This is a genomic window from Lentzea sp. NPDC054927 (assembly GCF_053610285.1).
On the sequence record NZ_JBSGXZ010000033.1, the window covers coordinates 16,961 to 36,291 of the forward strand.

A 19,331-nucleotide genomic window follows, 5' to 3' on the forward strand; every position below is an offset into this window, starting at 1 on the left:
CGCGACACGGCGTCTATAGGGTGCGGTTATGGCCGACGCCGGCGTGCAACTCGCCACCGCTGCTGACCTTTCGGAGATCGTCCGCATCCATCGGGAGACGTGGCGGCTCGCCTACGCCGAACTCCTCCCGCCGGAAGTGCTCGACACGCTGGACGCCGACGAGGCGTGGGCGCTGGCCGTCCAGAGCGGTGCCGTTCTCAAAGCGACGGAAGGCGACTGGACGGTCGGATTCGTGGTGGCGAGCAAGGCTCCGGACGAGGAGGTGGCCAAGGCGGACGGTTCGCTGCCGGAAGACGCCGCGACCACCGCACTGCTCAGCGTCCTCGTGGAACCTCGCTGGGGGCGGCGCGGGCACGGCACGCGGCTGGTAGCGGAAGCCTGCGAACGCCTCAAGCAGTCCGGTGCGACGCGCGGCATCGCGTGGGTGCCGGAAGCCGACAAGGCCTCGAAGAGCTTCTACGAACGACTGGGCTGGACGGGTGATGGCACGGTGCGCACGTTGGACGCAGGCGGTCGTCCGTTGCGCGAGGTCCGGATGTCCGGTCCGCTGACCGTCCGACTCGGCGACTGAGATCTGTGTAACCTCGGCCGGGTGCTCGCCCTGGTTGGCCTCACCTTTGGGGTCGCGCTCGGCTCAGCCATCGTTCCCCTGATCAGCATCGAGATGTTCGTCCTGGGACTTTGCGCGCGCTGGCCGGACACGTCGTTCTGGATCGTCGGCCTCTCGGTGGCGGTCGGCCAGGTGCTGGGCAAGCTGCTGTACTTCTACGCGGCGCGCGGCGACATCCACCTGCCGAAGTTCCTGCACCGCAAACCGAGCGACAAGCCTTCGAGGCTGCGGCGCTGGTTCGGGCCGGGCACGCGCATGCACCGCTGGGGCGACTGGATCCACGTGAAGTGCAAGGCGCACCCGAACTGGATGGCCGGTACGCACGGGGTGAGCGCACTGGTCGGAGTGCCGCCGTTCATGGCGACGAGCGTGCTCGCCGGGCTCGCGGGCATGTCCACCACGATGTTCGTCGCCACCGGGCTGGTGGGCCGCTTCGCGAGGTTCAGCTTTCTCGCGGCCTCACCGGCGCTCGTGATGGCCTGGCTCTAGTAACTGAACAAGATCGCCGCCGTCACGGAGAAAGCGATCACGACTGCGGCGACGGCGATGCGCGCTGACTCAAGCACGGCCCCGAAGATATCGATCAGTAGCCGACGAAAACCAGGCGCAAACGGGTGAGGGCCGAATGATCTGGCTCTCACCCGCCTCCTGACACCCGATTGTTCAGTAGGTGAGCACTCCGTCGGGAAGGCCGGGGATGTCGTACGAGTGCCACATCGGGCGCCAGTTGGGCAGCTCCAGCATGCGCCGCAGATCCGCGAACCCGCTGAGCCAGCCCATCCACGGTCCGTACGGCGGGTTGGCGGTGTCGAACCCGCTCTGCACGAACGTCAGCCGCGTCCTGCCCTCCGAGCCCTTGAGCTCCCAGGACGCCACCATCCCCTGCGGGAAGTCCAGGATGAAGTGCTCCTCGTCGAGCGCGAGGATCTTCGCCGCGTTCTCGTCGGTCTCGAGGCTGCCCATCGTCCACCGGCCGCCGACGTGCGGCTCGATCTCCATCCGCGCGCCGAACCACCGGGCGAACACGTCCGGGTCGGTCAGCGCGTCGATGATGGCCGCAGGCGTCGCCGCGATGTCGGTCTCGAACCGCTGCTCCGGCGTGGTGAAGTCGCAGAACCCGAAGACCGGCCGGCCCTCGACGTGCTCGACCAGGTTCGCCAGCACCAGCGGCCAGTACGTCTGGATGATCTCGGCCATGTCGTCGTCGTTGCCGACGCCCTCGCCCCAGGCCGGGTACGGGGACTGCGACATGGCGATCACCGTCTCGCCGTCGCGTTCCTCGATCCCGAGCGAGATCGTGTGGTCCGTGCCGTTCAGGAACCACGAGAAGCGCACCGACGTGTCGTCCACGCCCAGCAGCTTGTGCCGTCCCCGCTCGCCTTCCGGCGTGTAGCGCCCCCAGAACTCGAACGTTCCCTGCTCGAGATCGACGGCCGCGTGCTCGGCGAGCCACGTGCGCAGGCCCTCGGCCGTCGTCAGCGCCTGGTAGATCCTCGCGGTGGGTGCCGTCGTGCGAACGCGGATGGTGCCCGTGCTCATCGGTTGTCTCCCTTCGGGTAGCAGGCGAGCGCGATGCGGAACGCATCCCCCTCCGCGCCGCCGTATCGGGTGAAGAGGTCCTGCAACGTCGTCTGCAGCTCGGCCAGGAACTGCTGCCGGTCTTCCGGCCGAACCCTGATCTCGCCGGACACGCCGACGGACGGCAGTTCGGTGTCGCGGTCCAGCGCCGCCACGTCCGCCTGCACCTGCTCGGCGAGGTCGACGAGGTGGCCCAGCGCCAGCTCGTCGCGTGACCCGATCCGGCCGACCAGTCGCGGCGACAGCCAGTACGACCGTGCCACGGCCTGATAGAGGCCTTCCTGGACGCCGCGCACCTTGCGTTCGGCGACCTGGGTGGCGAGACCGGCCTTGACCAGCTGTTTCACGTGGTAGTGCACGCGTTGCGGCGTCTGGTCGAGCACCTCGGCGACCTCAGTGCACGAACGCGGCGCGGCGAGCTGCCGCAGCACCTCCACGCGCTGCGGCTTGAGCAGGGTCTCGGCCTGCTCCATCCGGTCCAGATAGATCACGTCTCTCATCGCAAAAACAACTTTGAACGTTCAAAACTATTTTGTCAATCGATCGGACAACTATGGACTGACAGATATTGAAATCTGTCAGCTGATCGGGCAGGCTGGACATCACCGAAGAGACGAAGGAGTTCGGCAATGCAGAAGCGTCAGCTCGGAGCCACCGGCCCGGTCGTGTCCGCCATCGGGCTGGGCTGCATGGGCATGTCCAACGCCTACGGTCCGGCCGACCGGGACGAGAGCATCGCGACCATCCACACCGCCCTCGACGCGGGCGTCACGCTGCTCGACACCGGTGACTTCTACGGCCAGGGCCACAACGAGATGCTCATCGCCGAGGCCGTCAAGGGCCGTCGTGACGAGGTGCAGCTCAGCGTCAAGTTCGGCGGCATGCGCGACGCTGACGGGGCGTTCATCGGGTTCGACACCCGGCCGGCCGCCGTGGCCAACTTCCTCGCGTACTCGTTGCAGCGCCTCGGCACCGAGCACGTCGACATCTACCGGCCGGCGCGGCTCGACCCGGCCGTGCCGATCGAGGACACCATCGGCGCCATCGCCGAGCAGATTGACAAGGGCCGCGTCCGGCACATCGGCCTGTCCGAGGTCGGCGCGGAGACCATCCGCCGGGCGCACGCCGTCCACCCGATCGCGGACCTGCAGATCGAGTACGGCCTGCTGGAGCGCGGCGTCGAGCGGGAGATCCTGCAGACCACCCGTGAGCTCGGCATCAGCATCACCGCGTACGGGGTGCTGTCGCGCGGCCTGATCTCGGCTACGCCTCTCACCATCGATGCGAGCGACTGGCGCGGTCTCGCTCCTCGGTTCCAGGGTGACAACCTGGCCCGCAACCAGGGCCTGGTCGAGAAGCTCCACGAGATCGCCAAGGACAAGGGCGTCACGGTCGCGCAGCTCGCGATCGCGTGGGTCGCGGCGCGCGGGGAAGACGTGGTGCCTCTCGTCGGCACGACCAAGCGTGCGAGGCTGAACGAGGCGATCGGTGCCGTCGACGTGACGTTCACCGAGCGGGAATTGCAGGAGATCGACGCTGTTGTTCCCGTTGGAGCCGCTGCGGGCACGCGCTACGCGGCCGCGCAGATGGCGATGCTGGACAGCGAGAGGTGAGATGAAGTGGCGGAGGCGTTGACCTCGGAGGCGATCCTCGCGGCGACCGAAGAGGTCCTGCGCAGGTACGGCCCCGCCAAGGCGACGGTGGTCGACGTCGCCAAGGCGCTCGGGGTCAGCCACGGCAGCGTCTACCGCCACTTCGCCACCAAGGCCGCGCTGCGGGAGGCGGTGACCCGGCGCTGGCTCGACGCGGTGCACGTCGAGATGGCGCCGAAGTTCGACCAGGGGCTCACCGCCGCGGACACCCTGCGGAACTGGCTGCAGGCGTTGTTCGACAAGAAGCGGCACGGCCACAGCGAGGACCCGGAGCTGTTCGCGACGTTCCAGGTGCTGGTCAAGGAGAGCAACGCCATCCCCGACTACCACCTCGGGCACATGGTCGGGCACGTCGCGCGCATCATTTCGGCGGGAGTGGAAACCCACGAGTTCGTGACCGACGACGTCCAGAAGACGGCACAGGCGGTGTGGGACGCGACCGAGAAGTTCCACCACCCGGCCCATGCCCAGGAGTGGGGGAATCCTCACATTCAGGACGCGTTCGACGCGGTTGTCTCACTGGTCGTCGATGGACTGCGGTACAACCGAATTCCGAGTGCCACAGGCGATGCTTGAGGGTCACGGAGGTGAACGGTGCCGCCTGACGAGTGGATCGATCTGCTGGGAGCGCCAGAACGGCGTCCGGACCCGGTTGACTGGGACGCGGTCAAAGCACGGGCGGGCACAGCGCTTCCCAGCGACTACGTGCACCTCGCGGAGGCCTATCCACCGCTGATCGTCGGCGGTTACGTCCGGATCCTGCACCCCACGGCGCGGGCCGGGTTCATGAACTGGATGGCGCAGGCGCCCAAGCTCCTGCGCGCCCTCCGCCGGCAACCGGGGCTGCGCGTGCACCCCGAGTCGCCAGGCCTGTTGCCGTGGGGCTGCACGGTCAACGGCGACCACTGCCTCTGGTACACCCGCGGCGAGCCGGACGAGTGGACCGTGATGATCACCGATCTGCAGCGGAGCTGGTCCTTCGACGGCAGCTTCTCGGCGTTCATCAGGAAGTTCCTGACGGGCGAGATCCGGTGCCCGATCTTCCCGGACGACGTCCCCGGCGGCTCCAAACCGTTCCAGGAGCCCTAGCCGGAGACGTCTTTCCACCCGACCCCCCGGTCAGCTTGCGGCGGCGGTCACCAGTGCGTTGCCGCTGCCCGTGCGGCCCGTGACCGACAGTGCGGCGTCACCCAGCGGCTGCGACGAGACGTCGAAGTCGCTGCGGGCGGTGCCGGACGTGGACACCAGGTCGATGCGGGCGAGCGTGCCCTGCCGGATGCCGACGCGGATGTGGCCGGAGCCGGTGCCGAGCTGGATCTCACCGGAGGCCGCGTCGGCCACGGTCAGATCGCCGCTGCCGGTGCGGACCTGGACGTTGCCCTGCACGGCGCCCAGCCACACGTCACCGGTGCCGGTGATCAGCGTGGTGGTGCCGCCGACCGACGACACCTCGACGTCACCGCTGCCGGTCTTGGCCTTCAGCGACGAGAGCATCGTGCCCAGGCGCACGGTGCCGGCGCCGGAGTTCACCTTGGCCTCGCCGGTCGCCCGGTCCGCGGACACGCTGCCCGTGCCGGTGTTCAGGTCGAGACGACCCGCACCGCCCGTCACGATGACGTCGGCCGCACCGGTCCGTGACGACACGTGCGACCCCACGGGCGCTGTCACCACCACGGAGAGCGGCACGGCGCGCAACGGCAGTGCCTTGGACGACTCGATGCGCAAACGGTTGCCCAGCAGTTCGACGCGTGCGTCGCGCACGGCCTCTTCGGGACCCGCCGTGGGAGTCGTCTTCTCGGAGCCGAACTGGCCGCTGACCCAGCTGAGCACGCTGGACAGGCCCTCGGTCCACGAGTTGCCCGCGTTCGGGTCGTGCCGCACCTCGACGTGCACGCCCGGCGCGTCGACCAGGTGGACCTGCACCCTGCCGCTGAGCAGCGAGACGTCGATCTCGGCGATGCCCGCGAACTCGAAGCTCTGCTGGCGCACCACGCCCGCGGGTTCCGGAGTCGGTTCCGGAGTCGGTTCTGATCCTGTCGGTTCGGTCATCCCGCTCACCCCTGCACCCATCCGCGGACGCGCGAGCCCGAGCCGGCGTTTCCGCTCCACCCCTTGTTGTGGCCGTGATGCTTGTGCTTGCCGTGCACCGCGCCGCCCACGGCCTGCTGGATGAACGAGTTCAGCGACACGCCCTGGGCGGACGCGGCCGCCTCGGCCTTCGACTTGAGCTCGTTGATCATGCGCAGCGTGATGCGGCTGATGTCACCAGTGGCGTCACCTGCGCCAAAGTTGGGCACGTCGTGCTGAGGCCCGGTCTCCTGCTCCGGCTGGGCGGAACCAGTGACGACCACCTGGACGTCACGGCCTGCCAGCCGAACGTCCACGACCTGGCCGTCCAGGGAGGCGGTGACCTCCGCGGCCAGGTCGGACAGTGCGTTCATGATTGCCAGTCGCGCGGCTGGCTCGAGCGCTGCGGACAACGCGGCGGCCGTTCGACGGGTGTTGTCGTCCCCCGCTGATGCGGCCGTCGCCAGGTCCTCGCGCAGTGACGCGATGTACGGCGACAGATCCATGACACCACTATGACGTCACTTCCGACATCGTGCAACCACCAGCTGGTGTCAGGGCTAAGTTCGGCACATGCCGAGAGTGCGCTTGGTGGCGAAGACGGAGTTCATCCCGCCGGACGACGTGCCGTGGACGACCGACGCGGACGGCGGCGCGGCGCTCGTCGAGTTCGCCGGCCGGGCCTGCTACCAGTCCTGGGACCGCGCGAACCCGAAGACGAACACCAACGCGACGTTTCTGCACCACCTGCTCGACGTCGGCCACCTCGCCGCGTTCGAGCACGGCAGCGCGACGCTCTACCTGACCGAGCTGCCGCGCTCGCTCACCCACGAGCTGATCCGGCACCGGCACTTCTCGTACTCGCAGCTCTCCCAGCGCACCGACCCGACCGACGTCGTGGAACCGGACCTGATCGCGAAGGACCCCGAGCTGCACGCGCGGTTCGTCGCCGCGACCGACGCGAGCCTCAAGGCGTACGAGGACCTGGTGCACAGCCTCGAGAAGACCGTCAACGGCCGGCGCGCGCGGCAGATCGCACGGTCCGTGCTGCCCAACGCCACCGGCACCGAGATCGTCGTGACGGGCAACTACCGCTCGTGGCGGCACTTCATCGCGATGCGCGCGACCGAGCACATCAACGTGGAACTGCGTGAGCTCGCGGTCGCCTGCCTGCGCGAACTGACGAAGGCGGCACCGAACGCGTTCGCGGACTTCGTGATCTCGACACTCCCGGACGGCACAGAAGTTGCTTCCAGCCCACTGGTGGTTGAAGGCTGACATCCATGAAGCGGCTCATCGTGGACGTCCGGCCCGGCGAATACGCGGTCACGCGCCTGGCGGCGGACGCTCCGCTCCCCGCGGGGCTGCTCGATCCGATCGACGGACTGGTCTCCGTGACCAGGACCCCGGCGGAGTTGTCGATCATCGCGCCGTCCGCGTTCACTCTGGAGAGTGACACCTCGGAGAAGGGCTGGCGGCTGCTCACGGTGCGCGGACCGCTGGAGTTCACGCTCACCGGCATCATGGCCGCGCTCGCGGGTGAGCTGGCTGCCGCTGGTGTGTCGCTTTTCGCACTGTCCACCTACGACACCGACCATCTGCTCGTGAAGCACACCGATCTCGACCGTGCGGTTCTGGCGTTGCGTGCGGCAGGTCACGAACTGGTTGTAGCGCCGGAAGCGTAGGAACCGATCCTCCGTGTGGCGGGTCTGAAGTACCGTCAACGCCCCGGCTCATCGGTTTGTAGGAGCGCACGTTGCACGGACAGGCAGTCGAACCGCGCGTCATCGCGGGCAGGTACGCCCTGGTGGCCGAGCTCGGCCGCGGTGGCATGGGCATCGTGTGGCGTGCTCAGGACCGCCGCATCGGGCGCTTCGTCGCGATCAAGGAACTGCACCTGCCGGACGGCATCGCGTTCGAGGAACGCCGTGTCCTCGAAGAGCGCGCGCTGCGTGAGGCGCGCACGGCCGGCAAGCTCAACGACCCCGCGGTCGTGACCGTTTTCGACGCGATCAACGAGAACGGCACCACGTACATCGTCATGGAGCTGGTCGAGGCGGCCACGCTGTCGACGTTGATCGGCACGCACGGCCCGATGCCGCCGAACCAGGTGGTGTCGATCGCGCTGCAGTCGCTGTCCGCGCTGGAGGCCGCGCACCAGGCCGGGATCGTGCACCGCGACGTCAAGCCCGGCAACCTGATGGTCCGCCCGGACGGCAAGGTCAAGCTCACCGACTTCGGCATCGCCCAGGCCGTCGACGACCCGCGCCTCACGACCAGCGGCAGCCTCATCGGTTCGCCCGCGTACATGTCGCCGGAGCGCATCCACGGCCACGAGGCAGGCCCCGCGTCCGACCTGTGGGCGCTCGGCGCGACCCTTTGCTACGCCGTCGAGGGCTGGAGCCCGTTCGAACGTTCCTCCACCGCCTCGACGCTGCACGCGATCATGAGCGAGACCCCGCGGCTCACCCGCGCGACCGGCGTGCTCGGCGCCGTGATCACCGGTCTGCTGATCGCCGACCCGAACGCCCGGCTGTCCGGCCCGCAGGCCCGCGCGATGCTCGCCAGCATCGGCAACCAGCCGACGCCGCCCACCGGGATCGCGCCCGTCCAGACCCAGCAGTACCAGCAGGCGCCCGCCGCCGACCCCGCGAAGAAGAAGCGCAACCGCATCCTCGCGCTGGTCGGTGCCGTCGTCATCGCCGCGGCCGCGTTCACCGGCGGCATCTACGCGCACAAGGCCTTCACCTCGCCCGGAGCCAGCAGCGGCAGCAGCGCGCTGACCTACGGCGAGGGCGGCGAGGTCCCCGTTTTCGGTCTGTCGGAGAACGTGTGCGGCAACGGCGCGGTCGCGCCGACCAAGCAGCTCGACTCCGACGCGCGCGAGGAGTGCGACAAGCCGCACGACTTCGAGGTGTTCGACGTGGCGGAGACCCTGCCGCTGCAGTCGAACATGCCCGACGCGGCCTACCCCGGTGTCGAGTCGCTGACGAGCCTCGGCGTCGCCCGGTGCGAGCTGACGCTGAACTCGCCGTGGATCAAGGACGGCGGCACGCTCAAGCTCACCACGCTGATCCCCACCGAGTCGGCGTGGAAGAAGGACAAGAACGACAACGCGCAGCGCCGCATCTACTGCGTCGCGAGCAAAAAGGACGCGAGTCAGCTGAACAGCACCATAAGCGCGAAGAAGGACAACTAGTCTGCCCGCGTGAAGAGAAGGATCATTTCCGCCCTGCTGGTTCTCGGCTGCACGGCGTCCCTGTCGGCGTGTGCCAGCAACGAGGACAAGTTCGTCTCCGAGCTCAAGGCCGCCGGTTTCACCAACATCGGCGAGCCCAGCACGGAGACGGCGAAGAAGTCCAAGAAGGTCGGCAAGCGCACGATCAAGTCCTCGGAGAAGACCATCGAGGTGATGGTGCGGGTGAAGGGCTGCGACCTGGAGTTCGCCAAGACCTCCGGTCAGTCCGGGTACTGGCTCGACGAACTGCACGTCGACGGGCAGGAACCCGACTGGCCCGGATACCCCGAGAACCTGAAGCGCGACCAGGTGGTCAGCCTGCTGGGCGACAAGTCGGCCAAGCCGGACGGCTTCACCAAGTGCTACAAGCCGAACGAGGCCTGAGCACCGCCTGTGGTGAAATGGCGGGGTGAGTGTTGCCCGTGATGAGCGCAAGGCCCTTGTCGACCTGATGACCGAGCTCGGCCCTGACGCGCCCACGTTGTGCGGCACCTGGACGAACAGGGACCTGGCCGCGCACCTCGCGATCCGCGAGCGGCGCCCGGACACCGCGCCGGGCATCCTGCTCAAGCCCTTCGCGAAGTGGGCGGAGAAGGTGCAGGGGGACTACGCGCACAAGGCGTGGGGTGAGCTCCTGGATCTGGTGCGCACGCCGCCGTTCTGGATCCAGCCCCTCGACTCGTACATCAACACCACCGAGTACTTCGTGCACCACGAGGACGTGCGGCGGGCTCAGGCCGACTGGGAACCGCGGCCGTACGACGGGAAGCGCGAGCACGTGCTGTGGAAGTTCCTGCCGCTCACCGCGAAGTTCACCTACAAATCGTCGCCCGTCGGCGTGACGCTGGCGAGGCCTGATGGCGAGCACATCGTCGCCAAGCCGGGGGCGAACGGCGTGGTGATCACAGGCGAGGTGGCCGAGCTGGTGATGCTCGCGTTCGGGCGCGACCAGGTCCGCGTGGAATACAGCGGAGACCCCGACGCGGTCGAACGAGTGCGGTCGTTGAACCGAAGTGTCTGAACTCGGGTAGTTTCTGCGCATGCCCGGAAGCCCCTACGCAGGGCCGAACCGCCCGTTCGGCCGCGTTCTCACCGCCATGGTCACGCCGTTCGACTCGCGCGGCGAGGTCGACCTCGCCAAGGCGCAGGAGCTGGCGAAACACCTGGTGGACCTGGGCAACGACGGTCTGGTCGTGAACGGCACGACCGGGGAGAGCCCCACCACGACCGACCGCGAGAAGGCGGCGCTGCTCACCGCCGTGGTCGAGGCCGTCGGCGACCGTGCGACCGTGGTCGCCGGTGCGGGCACGTACGACACCGCGCACAGCATCCACCTCGCGCAGCAGGCCGAGAAGGCGGGCGCGCACGGCGCGCTGGTCGTGACGCCGTACTACTCGCGGCCGCCGCAGGAAGGCCTGCTCGCACATTTCACCGCCATCGCGGACGCGTCGGACCTGCCGGTGATGCTGTACGACATCCCGCCGCGCGCGGTCGTGCCGATCGAGGTCGACACGCTCCTGCGGCTGGCGGAACACCCCCGGATCCTGGCCGTGAAGGACGCCAAGGGCGACCTGCACGCCGGCAGCCGGGTCATCGCGAGCACCGACCTCGCCTACTACTCGGGCGACGACCCGCTGAACCTGCCGTGGCTGTCCGTGGGCGCCGTCGGGTTCGTGAGCGTCATCGGCCACCTCGCCGCGGATCGCCTGCGGGATCTCATTGATGCGTATGAATCCGGAAACGTGGTCCGGGCAAAAGAAATCCACGAGTCGCTGCTGCCGTTGCTGCGACCCTTCCGCCGGGTTCCCGGCGTGACGTACACGAAGGCGGCGCTGCGCCTGCGGGGACTCGACGTGGGGGAACCCCGTCTGCCGCTGGTGCCTGCCGCTGCCGAAGACATCGAGGCCATCGCGGCCGAACTGGGAGTCAACGCGTGACCCAATCGACCGAATTGCCGCCCGCACTGCCGGAAGGCGGCCTCCGCGTCGTCGCTCTCGGCGGAATTGGCGAGATCGGCCGCAACATGACCGTCTTCGAGCACGCCGGTCGGCTGCTCGTGGTCGACTGCGGCGTTCTGTTCCCCGAAGACGACCAACCGGGCGTGGACCTGATCCTGCCCGACTTCCGCGCCATCGAGGACCGTCTCGACGACATCGAGGCCATCGTCCTGACGCACGGCCACGAGGACCACATCGGCGCGGTCCCGTTCCTGCTGAAGCTGCGCCCCGACGTTCAGGTCGTGGGTTCCCGCTTCACGCTGGCGCTGCTCGCCGCCAAGTGCCGTGAGCACCGCCAGAGCCCGCGGCTCGTGGAGGTGCGCGAGGGCGAGCGGCGCTCGTACGGGCCGTTCGAGCTCGAGTTCTTCGCCGTCAACCACTCCATCCCGGACGCGCTGGCCGTGGCCATCCGCACCGCCGCGGGGCTCGTCCTGCACACCGGCGACATCAAGCTCGACCAGCTGCCCCTGGACGGCCGCCTGACCGACCTGGCGGGCTTCTCGCGCCTCGGCGACGAGGGCGTGGACCTCTTCCTGGTCGACTCGACCAACGCCGAGGTGCCCGGCTTCGTGGTGCCCGAGCGCGAGATCGGCCCCGTGCTGGAGAACGTGATCCGCAAGGCGGACCAGCGGGTCATCGTGGCCTGCTTCGCCTCGCACGTGCACCGCGTCCAGCAGGTGCTCGACGTGGCGGTGCAGTACAAGCGCAAGATCGCGTTCGTCGGCCGCTCGATGGTCCGCAACATGGGCATCGCGTCCGACCTGGGCTTCCTGAACGTGCCCGACGGTCTGTTCGTCGACCTCGACGTCGCGATGCGGATGGAGGAGAACGAGGTCATCTTCGTCTCCACCGGGTCGCAGGGCGAGCCGCTGTCGGCGCTGTCCCGCATGGCCCGCGGCGACCACCGCCAGATCTCGATCCGGGAGGGCGACACGGTGATCCTGGCGTCGTCGCTCATCCCCGGCAACGAGAACGCGGTCTTCAACGTCGTCAACGGTCTCGCCAAGCTCGGCGCGACCGTGGTGCACCAGGGCAACGCCAAGGTGCACGTCTCCGGCCACTCACCGGCCGGCGAGCTTTTGTTCCTGTACAACGCTGTCCGGCCGTCGAACGTGATGCCGGTGCACGGCGAGTGGCGTCACCTTCGCGCGAACGCGGCTCTCGCGGTCGCCACGGGCGTTGCCGAGGACCACGTCGTGATCGCAGAAGACGGCGTCGTCGTGGACCTGATCGACGGCAAGGCATCGGTGTCCGGACGTGTTGTCGTGGGCCACGTCTACGTCGACGGGCTGTCCGTGGGCGACGTCGGCGAGTCGACGCTGTCCGACCGGCTGGTGCTGGGCGAGGGCGGCTTCATCTCGATCTCGGTCGCCATCGACCGGACGACGGGGCGTGCCGTGACGGCGCCGACGATCTCCGGGCGCGGCTTCTCCGACGACCCCAAGGCGCTGGAAGCCGTGGTGCCGCTGGTGGAGATGGAGCTGGCGCGGACCGAGGCCGAGGGCATCGCCGACACCCACCGGGTGGCTCAGGCCGTGCGTCGTGTTGTCGGCCGTTGGGTGGCGGAGACCTACCGCCGCCGGCCGATGATCGTCCCCACGGTCATCCCGGTCTGAGCGTGACCCTGCTGTGATCTGCGTCCCCCTCGTTCGGTAAGGTCAGCTCCCAAGACCTTGGACGAGGGGGACGCCCATGGCCGACAGTCCTGTGTTCACTCCACCTGGCAAGCCCGACATCTTCTTGCCGCCGATCTTCACCTGGCGCGAACCGTTCGGGCTGCCGTTCGATCTCGAGATCACCAAGCCGATGGTGCTGCTGGTGCTCTCGATCGTGATCGTCATGGTGTTCTTCCTGGCGACCACGAGCAAGATGAAGCTCGTGCCGTCGCGGTGGCAGTTCGCCGCCGAGTCGGTCTACGACTTCGGCCGCAACACCATCGCGCGCGAGCAGATCGGCGCGAAGGAGTTCGCGCCGTACGTGCCGCTGATCGTCAGCATCTTCTGCTTCGTGCTGGTGAACAACCTCTACGGGTTGATCCCGCTGGTGCAGTTCCCGACGTTCACGCACATCGGGTTCCCGGCGGCGGTCGCGCTGATCATCATCTTCCCGCTCTACCACTTCGTGGGCATCAGGAAGTTCGGGCTGCGCACCTACCTGCGCAACCAGTTCATCATCCCGGAAGTGCCGAAGCCGGTGCTGTGGGGCCTGCTGATCCCGACCGAGATCATCCTCAAGTTCTTCTTCGACCCGGTGAACCTCGCCATCCGGGTGTTCGCGGCGATGTTCGCGGGCCACCTGCTGGTGCTGGTGTTCACCCTCGGCGCCGAGTTCCTGTTGCTGCAGAGCAACATCTGGCTCAAGCCGGTGTCCGCGCTCGGCTTCGGGCTGGCGATCGCGATCGTCTTCCTGGAGGCGTTGATCCAGGTGTTGCAGGCCTACATCTTCGCGACGCTCTCAGCGCACTACATCGGTCGCGCGCTGGCCGAACAGCACTAGGCGTCTGAGCCGCTGGCGTGGGGAACGGCGAGATCGCCGACACCTCGACCGGCTGCACAGCGGGGAAACCGGGCTGCGGTCGCAGTGGTTCGTGCCGGTGTCAGGTCAGGACCGTGCGCAGTGGGGACTGGTCGGACTACGACGACTGCTGGCCGACGCGATGGCGCGGTTCGTGACGGCTCAGGTCCGGTCAGCGCCCAAGGGCAGCCGGTCCGGGTACACCTGTGCCTCGGCGACATGGGGCACAAAGCGTTGAAGCAGCTCAAAGACGCCGGACCGCTCGTGCTGCTGGCGAACGCACTGGCGCGTCGCTGGCCCGAGGGGCGAGCGCTGGAGTACGTGCACCTGCCGATGTCCGGCGGGGACGTGCCGCCGGCCACCGCGAGCATGCTGGCGCTGCTGGACTAGGGGCCTGGACTAAGGACGCTGGCACACCAGGTGCAGCGACTCCTCCGGCATGGCGCCGGGGAAGGACGGGGTGAAGACCGGCCGGCTCCGGCGCACGACGCGCAGGCCGACGTTGCCGAGGTGCTCCTCGAACTTGTCCTCGGAGAACGAGGACACCTCGATCTCCTGGCCCATCCACGGCAGCGTGACCTGCTCGACGTCGATCGCGACGGTGGCGAGGAAGAAGTGGCCGCCCGGCCGCAGCCAGGTGGAGATGTCGCCGAGGGTCTGGATGATCTCGGCCTGGGACATCTGCAGCAGCGAGAACACCGCGCAGATCACGTCCCACGAGCCGGGCGGCGACTCGAAGTCGCGGATGTCGATCTTGTGGAACGTCGCCTCCGGGACCTGGGCGGTCGCGATGTCGACCATCACCGGGGAGACGTCGAGACCGGTGACCTTCATGCCCGCCTTGGCGAGGACGCGGGCCACCGGGACGCCGGTGCCGCAGCCGATGTCGAGCACGCGGGAGCCCGAGGGCTGCGTCGCGGCGAACCAGGCCAAGGTGCCGTGCAGCGCGGGTTGGTGCGACCAAGCGCGTTGGTATTCCAGCCCCAGCGTGTCGAAGACATCCGCCGCGTTCATCGCCGCCCCCTCATTTCGACCCAATCCACCTCATGTGAAGTGTGGAGAACGTCTCTGCACGTGCTCTGGATGGCTTCTGGACGAAAACTGACGGTAGGTTGCTGGGTGACTGCGGACAGCGACGAAGTGAGACACAGGGTGCAGAACGAGTTGCGCGTCAGCCTGCTGGGCGCGCTCGCGGCAACGGTGGACGGTCAGGAGCTCACGCTGGGTCCGCCGCGGCAGAGAGCTGTGCTCGCGGTGCTCGCTTTACGCGCGAACCACGTCGTGTCGCGCAGTGAGCTGATCGACGCCGTGTGGGGCGATGATCCACCTGCCAGCGCGGACAACGGCATCCACACCTACGTCGCCGGGCTGAGGCGGCTTTTCGAACCGGACAGGGCTTCGCGCGCACCCAGTTCCGTGCTGCTCTCCACAGACGCTGGATATCTGCTGAGGCTCCCGTCCTCCGGCTCGGACGCGGCCGAGTTCCGCACCCATCTGGACGACGCCGGTCGGCTGCGCGGCCAGCCAGCGGAGGCCATCAGCGCGTTCGACGCCGCTCTGGGTTTGTGGCGTGGCATCGCTTTGGATGGTGTACCCGGACCGTTCGCTGCGGTTGAACGCGCACGCCTTGCCGAACTGCGGCTCACGGCCGTGGAGCAGCGCGCGGCGTTGATGCTGTCCGTCGGGCGTGAGACAGAGGTGGCGGGGGAGCTCACGACGTTGGTCAGCGCGCATCCGCTGCGAGAGCGGTTGCACGGTCTGCTGATGTCCGCGCTCTACCGCGGCGGCAGGCAGGCCGAGGCGCTCGCCGTCTACACGGACCTGCGCCGGTTGCTGATCGAGGAACTCGGCATCGAGCCCGGCCCGGAACTGCGTCAGCTGCACGAGCAGTTGCTGGTGGGCAGGCACGACCCGCAGCCGGAACCCGCGGCGCCCGTGCTGGTCCCGGTCCAGCTGCCGCACGAGATCCGCGACTTCACCGGCCGCGAGAAGGAACTCGCGAAGCTCGCCGACGTCGTTCCGCACGACCACTCGCCGGTCCTCGTCGCCATCACCGGCACCGGTGGCGTCGGCAAGACCGCCCTCGCCGTCCGGTTCGCGCACCAGGTGGCGGCCAGGTTCCCCGACGGGCAGCTGCACGTCGATCTGCGCGGGTTCGACGCGTCGGCACCGCCGGTGCAGCCCGCCGCCGCGTTGCACCAGCTGTTGCAGAGCCTCGGCGTGCCGGCCGAACGCATCCCGGACGACCTGCACGCGAAGTCGGCGCTGTACCGGAGTGTGCTGGCGGGCAAACGGGTGCTGATGCTGCTCGACAACGCCCGGCTGGCGGAGCAGGTGCGCCCGCTGCTGCCGGGGCGGTCGACGTCGATGGTGCTGGTGACCTCGCGCAACCATCTCGGCGGCCTCGTCGCGCGGGACGGCGCGCACTCGCTGACGTTGTCGACGCTGACGCCCGACGAGGGGCTGGCGCTGCTGACCTCGGCGGTGGGCGCGGACCGCGTCGCCGCCGAACCCGCAGCCGCGGCCAAGCTCGTCGAACTGTGCGGGCATCTGCCGCTGGCGGTGCGGATCGCGGCCGAACGTGTTGTGACCCGGCCACATCTGACGCTGGCCGACCTGGCGAGCGACCTCGCCGACGAGCACGACCGGTTGAACGTGCTGGCGACCGGCGACGACGAGGACACCGCCGTGCGTGCGGCGTTCTCGTGGTCGTACCTGGCCCTGAAACCCGATGCCGCCCGGATGTTCCGGCTGATCGGCCTGCATCCGGGTGCGGAGATCAGCCTGAACGCCGTCGCCGCGGTGGCCGGTGTGCCGGTGTCGCGCGCACGGATGTTGGTCGACGTGCTGGCGGGCGGGCACATGATCGAGGAGGTCGCGCGCGGACGTTTCCGCATGCACGACCTGCTTCGCCTGTACGCCACGGAACTCAGCGCCACCGAGGAGTCGTCGAGCGGCCGTGACGAGGCTGTCTCGCGCTTGCTCGGGTGGTACTTCGACACCGCGAACGCCGCCGGCACCGTCATCGCGCCCCCGGATCACCCGGCGTTCCTGCTGCCACCACTGTCCACTCAGGACTTCACCTCGCACGACGAGGCGTTCACCTGGTGCCGCACGGAGTCCTCGAACCTGCTGGCCGTCACGAGGCTCGCGGAGGACCACCACTCGCCCACGTCGTGGCAGATCCCGGTGGCGTTGTGGAACTACTTCATCGTCTCCAGCGCGTTGGACGAGTGGACGCGCACCTACCGCGTCGCCGAACGCACTGCTGCTCGTGACGGCAACCAGGCCGCACGTGCGTGGGCGATACACGGCCAGGGTCTTGCCGCTTTCCGTGGTCAGAGGTTCGCCGACGCCCTGGAATTCTTCGACCGCGCGCTGGCGATCCGCAGCGAGATCGACGACCGCGTCGGGGCCGCGTGGAGCCTCACCGGGCTGGGCATGGCGTACGGAGGCCTGCGTCAGTTCGACCTCGCCGTCGACAGGTTCGGCGAGGCGCTGACCCGGCACGCCGAGGTCGGCTCGTGGTTCGGCGAGGGTGGCACCAGGTTGTTCCTCAGCGACATCCTGCGCTCGGCCGGCCAGCACGAGGCCTCGCTGGAGTCGGCGCGGACGGCGTTCGAGCTGATGGACTCGCACGACGCGGTGCACGGCAAGGCGATGGCACTCGTCGGGATCGGCTGGGCGCAGTGCAAACTCGGCCAGCGCGTCGAGTCACGCGAGTCGTTCCGGCACGCGCTGGCGTTCCTGCGGGTGCTCGGCGACCGCAAGAGTCTCGCGGAGGCGTTGCACGGCCTGGGGGAGACGAGCACCGGTCAGCCGGACGTGGCGCGGACGCACCTGCTGGAAGCGCTGACGATCTACGAGGACTACGACCACCCGCTCACCCCGGAAGTGCGGGCGCGGCTGCACGAGCTCGGCTAGTGTCCTGAGTCGCAAGTTCGCAGCCAGTCATCCCGTCTGGCTGGGTGGCGTCTGCAAGTACCGCCAACTCTTGATCAGATCGCCTGTAACTACACCCAACAAGCAGGTCCGCGGTCCGTGGCCGCCGGAGCACGCCGGTCGGTTGGGTGTAGTTACACGCCCGATGATCTTAAGTTGGTGGTACTTGCACACGCCACAAGCTGACCGTGAACCAGCGACCCAGGACGCTAGTAGGGGACATCCCTGATGTGCTCGGCGTGATGCGTAGGCAAGCTACATGTCATGCAGAAGCGCGCGCGGACCCTGTTGGTGTGGCTGCACGTCGTCACGTCCGTCGGCTGGCTCAGCCAGGCCGTGGCGTTGCTGGCTCTGCTGCTCTACGGCATGAAGACGAGTGACGTCAGCGCGTTCGAGATGGCGCGGGTGCTCGACCACCAGGTGCTCGCGATCATGGCCAACACCAGCGCGTTCACCGGCCTGGCACTCAGCGCCACGACGCCGTGGGGCTACTTCCGCCACTGGTGGGTGCTCGCGAAGTTCGTGATCACCGTCAGCCAGCTCTACATCGGGATCTTCATCCTGAGCGACAACCTTCAAGCCGCGACGGAAGGCCACGTCACCGTGTGGATGCCGGTCGCGACCGGGCTGATGATCGGCGCCATCGCGTTCCAGACGTGGCTCAGCGTGGCCAAACCGTGGGGTCGCACGCCGTGGGCGGACCCGAAGGTCAAGCTGCCCACGGCGAGCGTCACCACGTTCGTCGCGGCTCTGGCGATCCCGGCGGCGGACTTCGCGATCAGCCTCTACACCGGCAGGCCGATGCCGTTCCTGATGCTCATCACGGTGCTCGCCTACTCGATCAGGCGGGCCGCCACGGCGAGGCGCCGGTCGTCGGGCGCGTCGGGTCGTGGAACTTCGGCACGTCCGGCTCGTCGAGACGCAACGGCACCAGGCCCTCGGTGATCGCGATCATGATCCGCTCGTGGGCGCGGCGGGCGTCGCCCATGGTCTCCGCGTTCAGATCCGACAGTTCGACGGGCTTGCCGAAGTGGACCTTGAACGTCGGCCGCCTGCGGACCGCGCGCAGCCACGACGTCAGGTACGGCAGGAAGTCCCTCCAGCCGCTGACGCTGAGATTGCCCCAGTACACGGCCTCGTGGGCGCCCCACTGGCTGATCGGGATCACCGGGATGCCGCCGCCCAGCGCCATCCGTGCGACGCCGGTCTTGCCGCGTTCCGGCCACATGCCGGGGTCGAGGCTGATCTTGCCCTCGGGGTAGACGGCGATCGGGTCGCCGCCCTTCTGCAACGCCTCGACGGCCCGGTGCATCGCCTCGCCGACGTTGGCGGACCTCCGGTCGACGCGCAGGTGACCGCAGGCCTCCAGGGCAGGGCCCATGATCGGCGCGTCGAGCAGGCCGCCCGCGAGCATGAAGCGCGGGTTGACGCCGATCTTGCGGCAGGCCGCGATCAGCACCATCGGGTCGAGGTTGCCGATGTGGTTGGAGGCGAGCAGCAACGGCTTGCCGAGCAGTTCCGGCGGGATGTCGCCCGATACCTCGAGCTTGCCAGTCAGCGCGATCAGGCCCCGGTCGACCACCATGAGCACGCGCCAGAAAAGCGGTGTGGACACGCGGGGCAGCGTACGGCGTGTCGGAACGACACCGTGCCGGATCGGGGGAACCATGAGGTTTCGCACGCGTCCCAGTTGCAAACGTGGCTGGTGAGACGCGAGGGACTACCTTATACAC

Annotated in this window: 22 protein-coding genes; 16 read left to right on the top strand and 6 right to left on the bottom strand. The window is 68.4% G+C overall.

Translation table 11 applies throughout. The features are described 5' to 3' along the window. Positions 1 to 28 precede the first annotated feature (28 nt). Positions 29 to 571 carry an N-acetyltransferase family protein gene (locus ACWGE0_RS32505; RefSeq protein WP_452264730.1) on the top strand — a complete coding sequence of 181 codons (543 nt, stop codon included), beginning with the start codon at positions 29 to 31 and terminating at the stop codon, positions 569 to 571. Between the two features lie 21 nt (positions 572 to 592). Next, entirely contained in the window at positions 593 to 1,099 is a 507-nt protein-coding gene (locus ACWGE0_RS32510) for a hypothetical protein (RefSeq protein ID WP_452264731.1), read from the top strand. A gap of 174 nt (positions 1,100 to 1,273) precedes the next feature. Here the strand turns inward: ACWGE0_RS32510 and ACWGE0_RS32515 are convergent, their stop codons facing one another. Together ACWGE0_RS32515 and ACWGE0_RS32520 are read right to left on the bottom strand one after the other, a co-directional pair. Next, entirely contained in the window at positions 1,274 to 2,149 is an 876-nt protein-coding gene (locus ACWGE0_RS32515; RefSeq protein ID WP_452264732.1) for an SRPBCC domain-containing protein, read from the bottom strand. Next, positions 2,146 to 2,688: a helix-turn-helix domain-containing protein gene (locus tag ACWGE0_RS32520; RefSeq protein WP_319968750.1), complete on the bottom strand. Its 543-nt coding sequence runs from the start codon at positions 2,686 to 2,688 to the stop codon at positions 2,146 to 2,148. The genes ACWGE0_RS32515 and ACWGE0_RS32520 overlap by 4 nt, the downstream gene beginning before the upstream one ends. 129 nt (positions 2,689 to 2,817) lie before the next feature. On the opposite strand from ACWGE0_RS32520, the gene ACWGE0_RS32525 reads away from it, so the two are divergent. Genes ACWGE0_RS32525 through ACWGE0_RS32535 form a run of 3 tightly spaced genes read left to right on the top strand, consistent with a single transcriptional unit; the run spans position 2,818 to position 4,929 of the window. After that, positions 2,818 to 3,801: an aldo/keto reductase gene (locus tag ACWGE0_RS32525; RefSeq protein WP_452264733.1), complete on the top strand. Its 984-nt coding sequence runs from the start codon at positions 2,818 to 2,820 to the stop codon at positions 3,799 to 3,801. Between the two features lie 6 nt (positions 3,802 to 3,807). After that, positions 3,808 to 4,416 carry a TetR family transcriptional regulator gene (locus ACWGE0_RS32530; RefSeq protein WP_452264734.1) on the top strand — a complete coding sequence of 203 codons (609 nt, stop codon included), beginning with the start codon at positions 3,808 to 3,810 and terminating at the stop codon, positions 4,414 to 4,416. 18 nt (positions 4,417 to 4,434) lie between these two features. Next, positions 4,435 to 4,929: a hypothetical protein gene (locus ACWGE0_RS32535; protein ID WP_452264735.1), complete on the top strand. Its 495-nt coding sequence runs from the start codon at positions 4,435 to 4,437 to the stop codon at positions 4,927 to 4,929. Between the two features lie 30 nt (positions 4,930 to 4,959). Here ACWGE0_RS32535 and ACWGE0_RS32540 read toward each other — a convergent pair whose 3' ends face one another. Further along, complete coding sequence (locus ACWGE0_RS32540; protein ID WP_452264736.1) at positions 4,960 to 5,889, bottom strand: DUF4097 family beta strand repeat-containing protein; 930 nt, start codon at positions 5,887 to 5,889, stop codon at positions 4,960 to 4,962. A gap of 5 nt (positions 5,890 to 5,894) precedes the next feature. Then, positions 5,895 to 6,413 carry a toxin-antitoxin system HicB family antitoxin gene (locus ACWGE0_RS32545; protein WP_452264737.1) on the bottom strand — a complete coding sequence of 173 codons (519 nt, stop codon included), beginning with the start codon at positions 6,411 to 6,413 and terminating at the stop codon, positions 5,895 to 5,897. A gap of 67 nt (positions 6,414 to 6,480) precedes the next feature. Between ACWGE0_RS32545 and thyX the strand changes: the two genes are divergently transcribed. The 9 genes from thyX (at position 6,481) to ACWGE0_RS32590 (ending at position 14,046) form a co-directional block, all read left to right on the top strand. Next, positions 6,481 to 7,185 (top strand): FAD-dependent thymidylate synthase, encoded by a 705-nt coding sequence (thyX, locus tag ACWGE0_RS32550; protein ID WP_452264738.1) that lies wholly within the window; start codon positions 6,481 to 6,483, stop codon positions 7,183 to 7,185. A 5-nt stretch (positions 7,186 to 7,190) separates the two neighbouring features. After that, positions 7,191 to 7,592: an ACT domain-containing protein gene (locus tag ACWGE0_RS32555; protein WP_452264739.1), complete on the top strand. Its 402-nt coding sequence runs from the start codon at positions 7,191 to 7,193 to the stop codon at positions 7,590 to 7,592. A gap of 71 nt (positions 7,593 to 7,663) precedes the next feature. Continuing rightward, positions 7,664 to 9,106: a protein kinase domain-containing protein gene (locus ACWGE0_RS32560; RefSeq protein WP_452264740.1), complete on the top strand. Its 1,443-nt coding sequence runs from the start codon at positions 7,664 to 7,666 to the stop codon at positions 9,104 to 9,106. Positions 9,107 to 9,115: 9 nt separating this feature from the next. Next, positions 9,116 to 9,529, top strand: a complete 414-nt coding sequence (locus ACWGE0_RS32565; protein ID WP_452264741.1) for a hypothetical protein — start codon at positions 9,116 to 9,118, stop codon at positions 9,527 to 9,529. A 25-nt stretch (positions 9,530 to 9,554) separates the two neighbouring features. Next, positions 9,555 to 10,166, top strand: a complete 612-nt coding sequence (locus ACWGE0_RS32570; RefSeq protein WP_452264742.1) for a TIGR03085 family metal-binding protein — start codon at positions 9,555 to 9,557, stop codon at positions 10,164 to 10,166. 19 nt (positions 10,167 to 10,185) lie between these two features. Further along, positions 10,186 to 11,082: a 4-hydroxy-tetrahydrodipicolinate synthase gene (gene dapA / locus ACWGE0_RS32575; RefSeq protein ID WP_452264743.1), complete on the top strand. Its 897-nt coding sequence runs from the start codon at positions 10,186 to 10,188 to the stop codon at positions 11,080 to 11,082. Next, complete coding sequence (locus tag ACWGE0_RS32580) at positions 11,079 to 12,758, top strand: ribonuclease J (protein WP_452264744.1); 1,680 nt, start codon at positions 11,079 to 11,081, stop codon at positions 12,756 to 12,758. Before dapA ends, ACWGE0_RS32580 begins: the two co-directional genes overlap by 4 nt. Before the next feature lie 76 nt (positions 12,759 to 12,834). Then, positions 12,835 to 13,638, top strand: coding sequence for a F0F1 ATP synthase subunit A (atpB, locus tag ACWGE0_RS32585; protein WP_452264745.1), 804 nt, complete (start codon positions 12,835 to 12,837; stop codon positions 13,636 to 13,638). A 237-nt stretch (positions 13,639 to 13,875) separates the two neighbouring features. After that, a complete protein-coding gene (locus tag ACWGE0_RS32590) occupies positions 13,876 to 14,046 on the top strand; it encodes a hypothetical protein (protein ID WP_452264746.1) in 171 nt (56 codons plus the stop codon). A 9-nt stretch (positions 14,047 to 14,055) separates the two neighbouring features. Here ACWGE0_RS32590 and ACWGE0_RS32595 read toward each other — a convergent pair whose 3' ends face one another. Beyond that, a complete protein-coding gene (locus tag ACWGE0_RS32595) occupies positions 14,056 to 14,670 on the bottom strand; it encodes a class I SAM-dependent methyltransferase (RefSeq protein ID WP_452264747.1) in 615 nt (204 codons plus the stop codon). A 138-nt stretch (positions 14,671 to 14,808) separates the two neighbouring features. Here ACWGE0_RS32595 and ACWGE0_RS32600 point away from each other — a divergent pair, with 138 nt between their 5' ends. Together ACWGE0_RS32600 and ACWGE0_RS32605 are read left to right on the top strand one after the other, a co-directional pair. After that, positions 14,809 to 17,580 carry a BTAD domain-containing putative transcriptional regulator gene (locus tag ACWGE0_RS32600; protein ID WP_452264748.1) on the top strand — a complete coding sequence of 924 codons (2,772 nt, stop codon included), beginning with the start codon at positions 14,809 to 14,811 and terminating at the stop codon, positions 17,578 to 17,580. A 282-nt stretch (positions 17,581 to 17,862) separates the two neighbouring features. Further along, positions 17,863 to 18,543 carry a hypothetical protein gene (locus ACWGE0_RS32605; RefSeq protein ID WP_452264749.1) on the top strand — a complete coding sequence of 227 codons (681 nt, stop codon included), beginning with the start codon at positions 17,863 to 17,865 and terminating at the stop codon, positions 18,541 to 18,543. Here the strand turns inward: ACWGE0_RS32605 and ACWGE0_RS32610 are convergent. Beyond that, on the bottom strand, positions 18,440 to 19,183 hold the full coding sequence (locus ACWGE0_RS32610; RefSeq protein WP_452264805.1) for a lysophospholipid acyltransferase family protein: 744 nt from the start codon (positions 19,181 to 19,183) through the stop codon (positions 18,440 to 18,442). The genes ACWGE0_RS32605 and ACWGE0_RS32610 overlap by 104 nt on opposite strands. Between the last annotated feature and the right edge of the window lie 148 nt (positions 19,184 to 19,331).

Bases quoted from the DNA above. Each gene is read 5' to 3' on its own strand.
- ACWGE0_RS32605 (WP_452264749.1), top strand. From the start codon at position 17,863: ATGCAGAAGCGCGCGCGGACCCTGTTGGTGTGGCTGCACGTCGTCACG.
- ACWGE0_RS32515 (WP_452264732.1), bottom strand. From the start codon at position 2,149: ATGAGCACGGGCACCATCCGCGTTCGCACGACGGCACCCACCGCGAGG.
- ACWGE0_RS32590 (WP_452264746.1), top strand. From the start codon at position 13,876: ATGGGGCACAAAGCGTTGAAGCAGCTCAAAGACGCCGGACCGCTCGTG.
- ACWGE0_RS32520 (WP_319968750.1), bottom strand. From the start codon at position 2,688: ATGAGAGACGTGATCTATCTGGACCGGATGGAGCAGGCCGAGACCCTG.
- ACWGE0_RS32505 (WP_452264730.1), top strand. From the start codon at position 29: ATGGCCGACGCCGGCGTGCAACTCGCCACCGCTGCTGACCTTTCGGAG.
- ACWGE0_RS32545 (WP_452264737.1), bottom strand. From the start codon at position 6,413: ATGGATCTGTCGCCGTACATCGCGTCACTGCGCGAGGACCTGGCGACG.
- ACWGE0_RS32555 (WP_452264739.1), top strand. From the start codon at position 7,191: ATGAAGCGGCTCATCGTGGACGTCCGGCCCGGCGAATACGCGGTCACG.
- ACWGE0_RS32525 (WP_452264733.1), top strand. From the start codon at position 2,818: ATGCAGAAGCGTCAGCTCGGAGCCACCGGCCCGGTCGTGTCCGCCATC.
- thyX (WP_452264738.1), top strand. From the start codon at position 6,481: ATGCCGAGAGTGCGCTTGGTGGCGAAGACGGAGTTCATCCCGCCGGAC.
- dapA (WP_452264743.1), top strand. From the start codon at position 10,186: ATGCCCGGAAGCCCCTACGCAGGGCCGAACCGCCCGTTCGGCCGCGTT.
- ACWGE0_RS32540 (WP_452264736.1), bottom strand. From the start codon at position 5,889: ATGACCGAACCGACAGGATCAGAACCGACTCCGGAACCGACTCCGGAA.
- ACWGE0_RS32595 (WP_452264747.1), bottom strand. From the start codon at position 14,670: ATGAACGCGGCGGATGTCTTCGACACGCTGGGGCTGGAATACCAACGC.
- atpB (WP_452264745.1), top strand. From the start codon at position 12,835: ATGGCCGACAGTCCTGTGTTCACTCCACCTGGCAAGCCCGACATCTTC.
- ACWGE0_RS32610 (WP_452264805.1), bottom strand. From the start codon at position 19,183: ATGGTGGTCGACCGGGGCCTGATCGCGCTGACTGGCAAGCTCGAGGTA.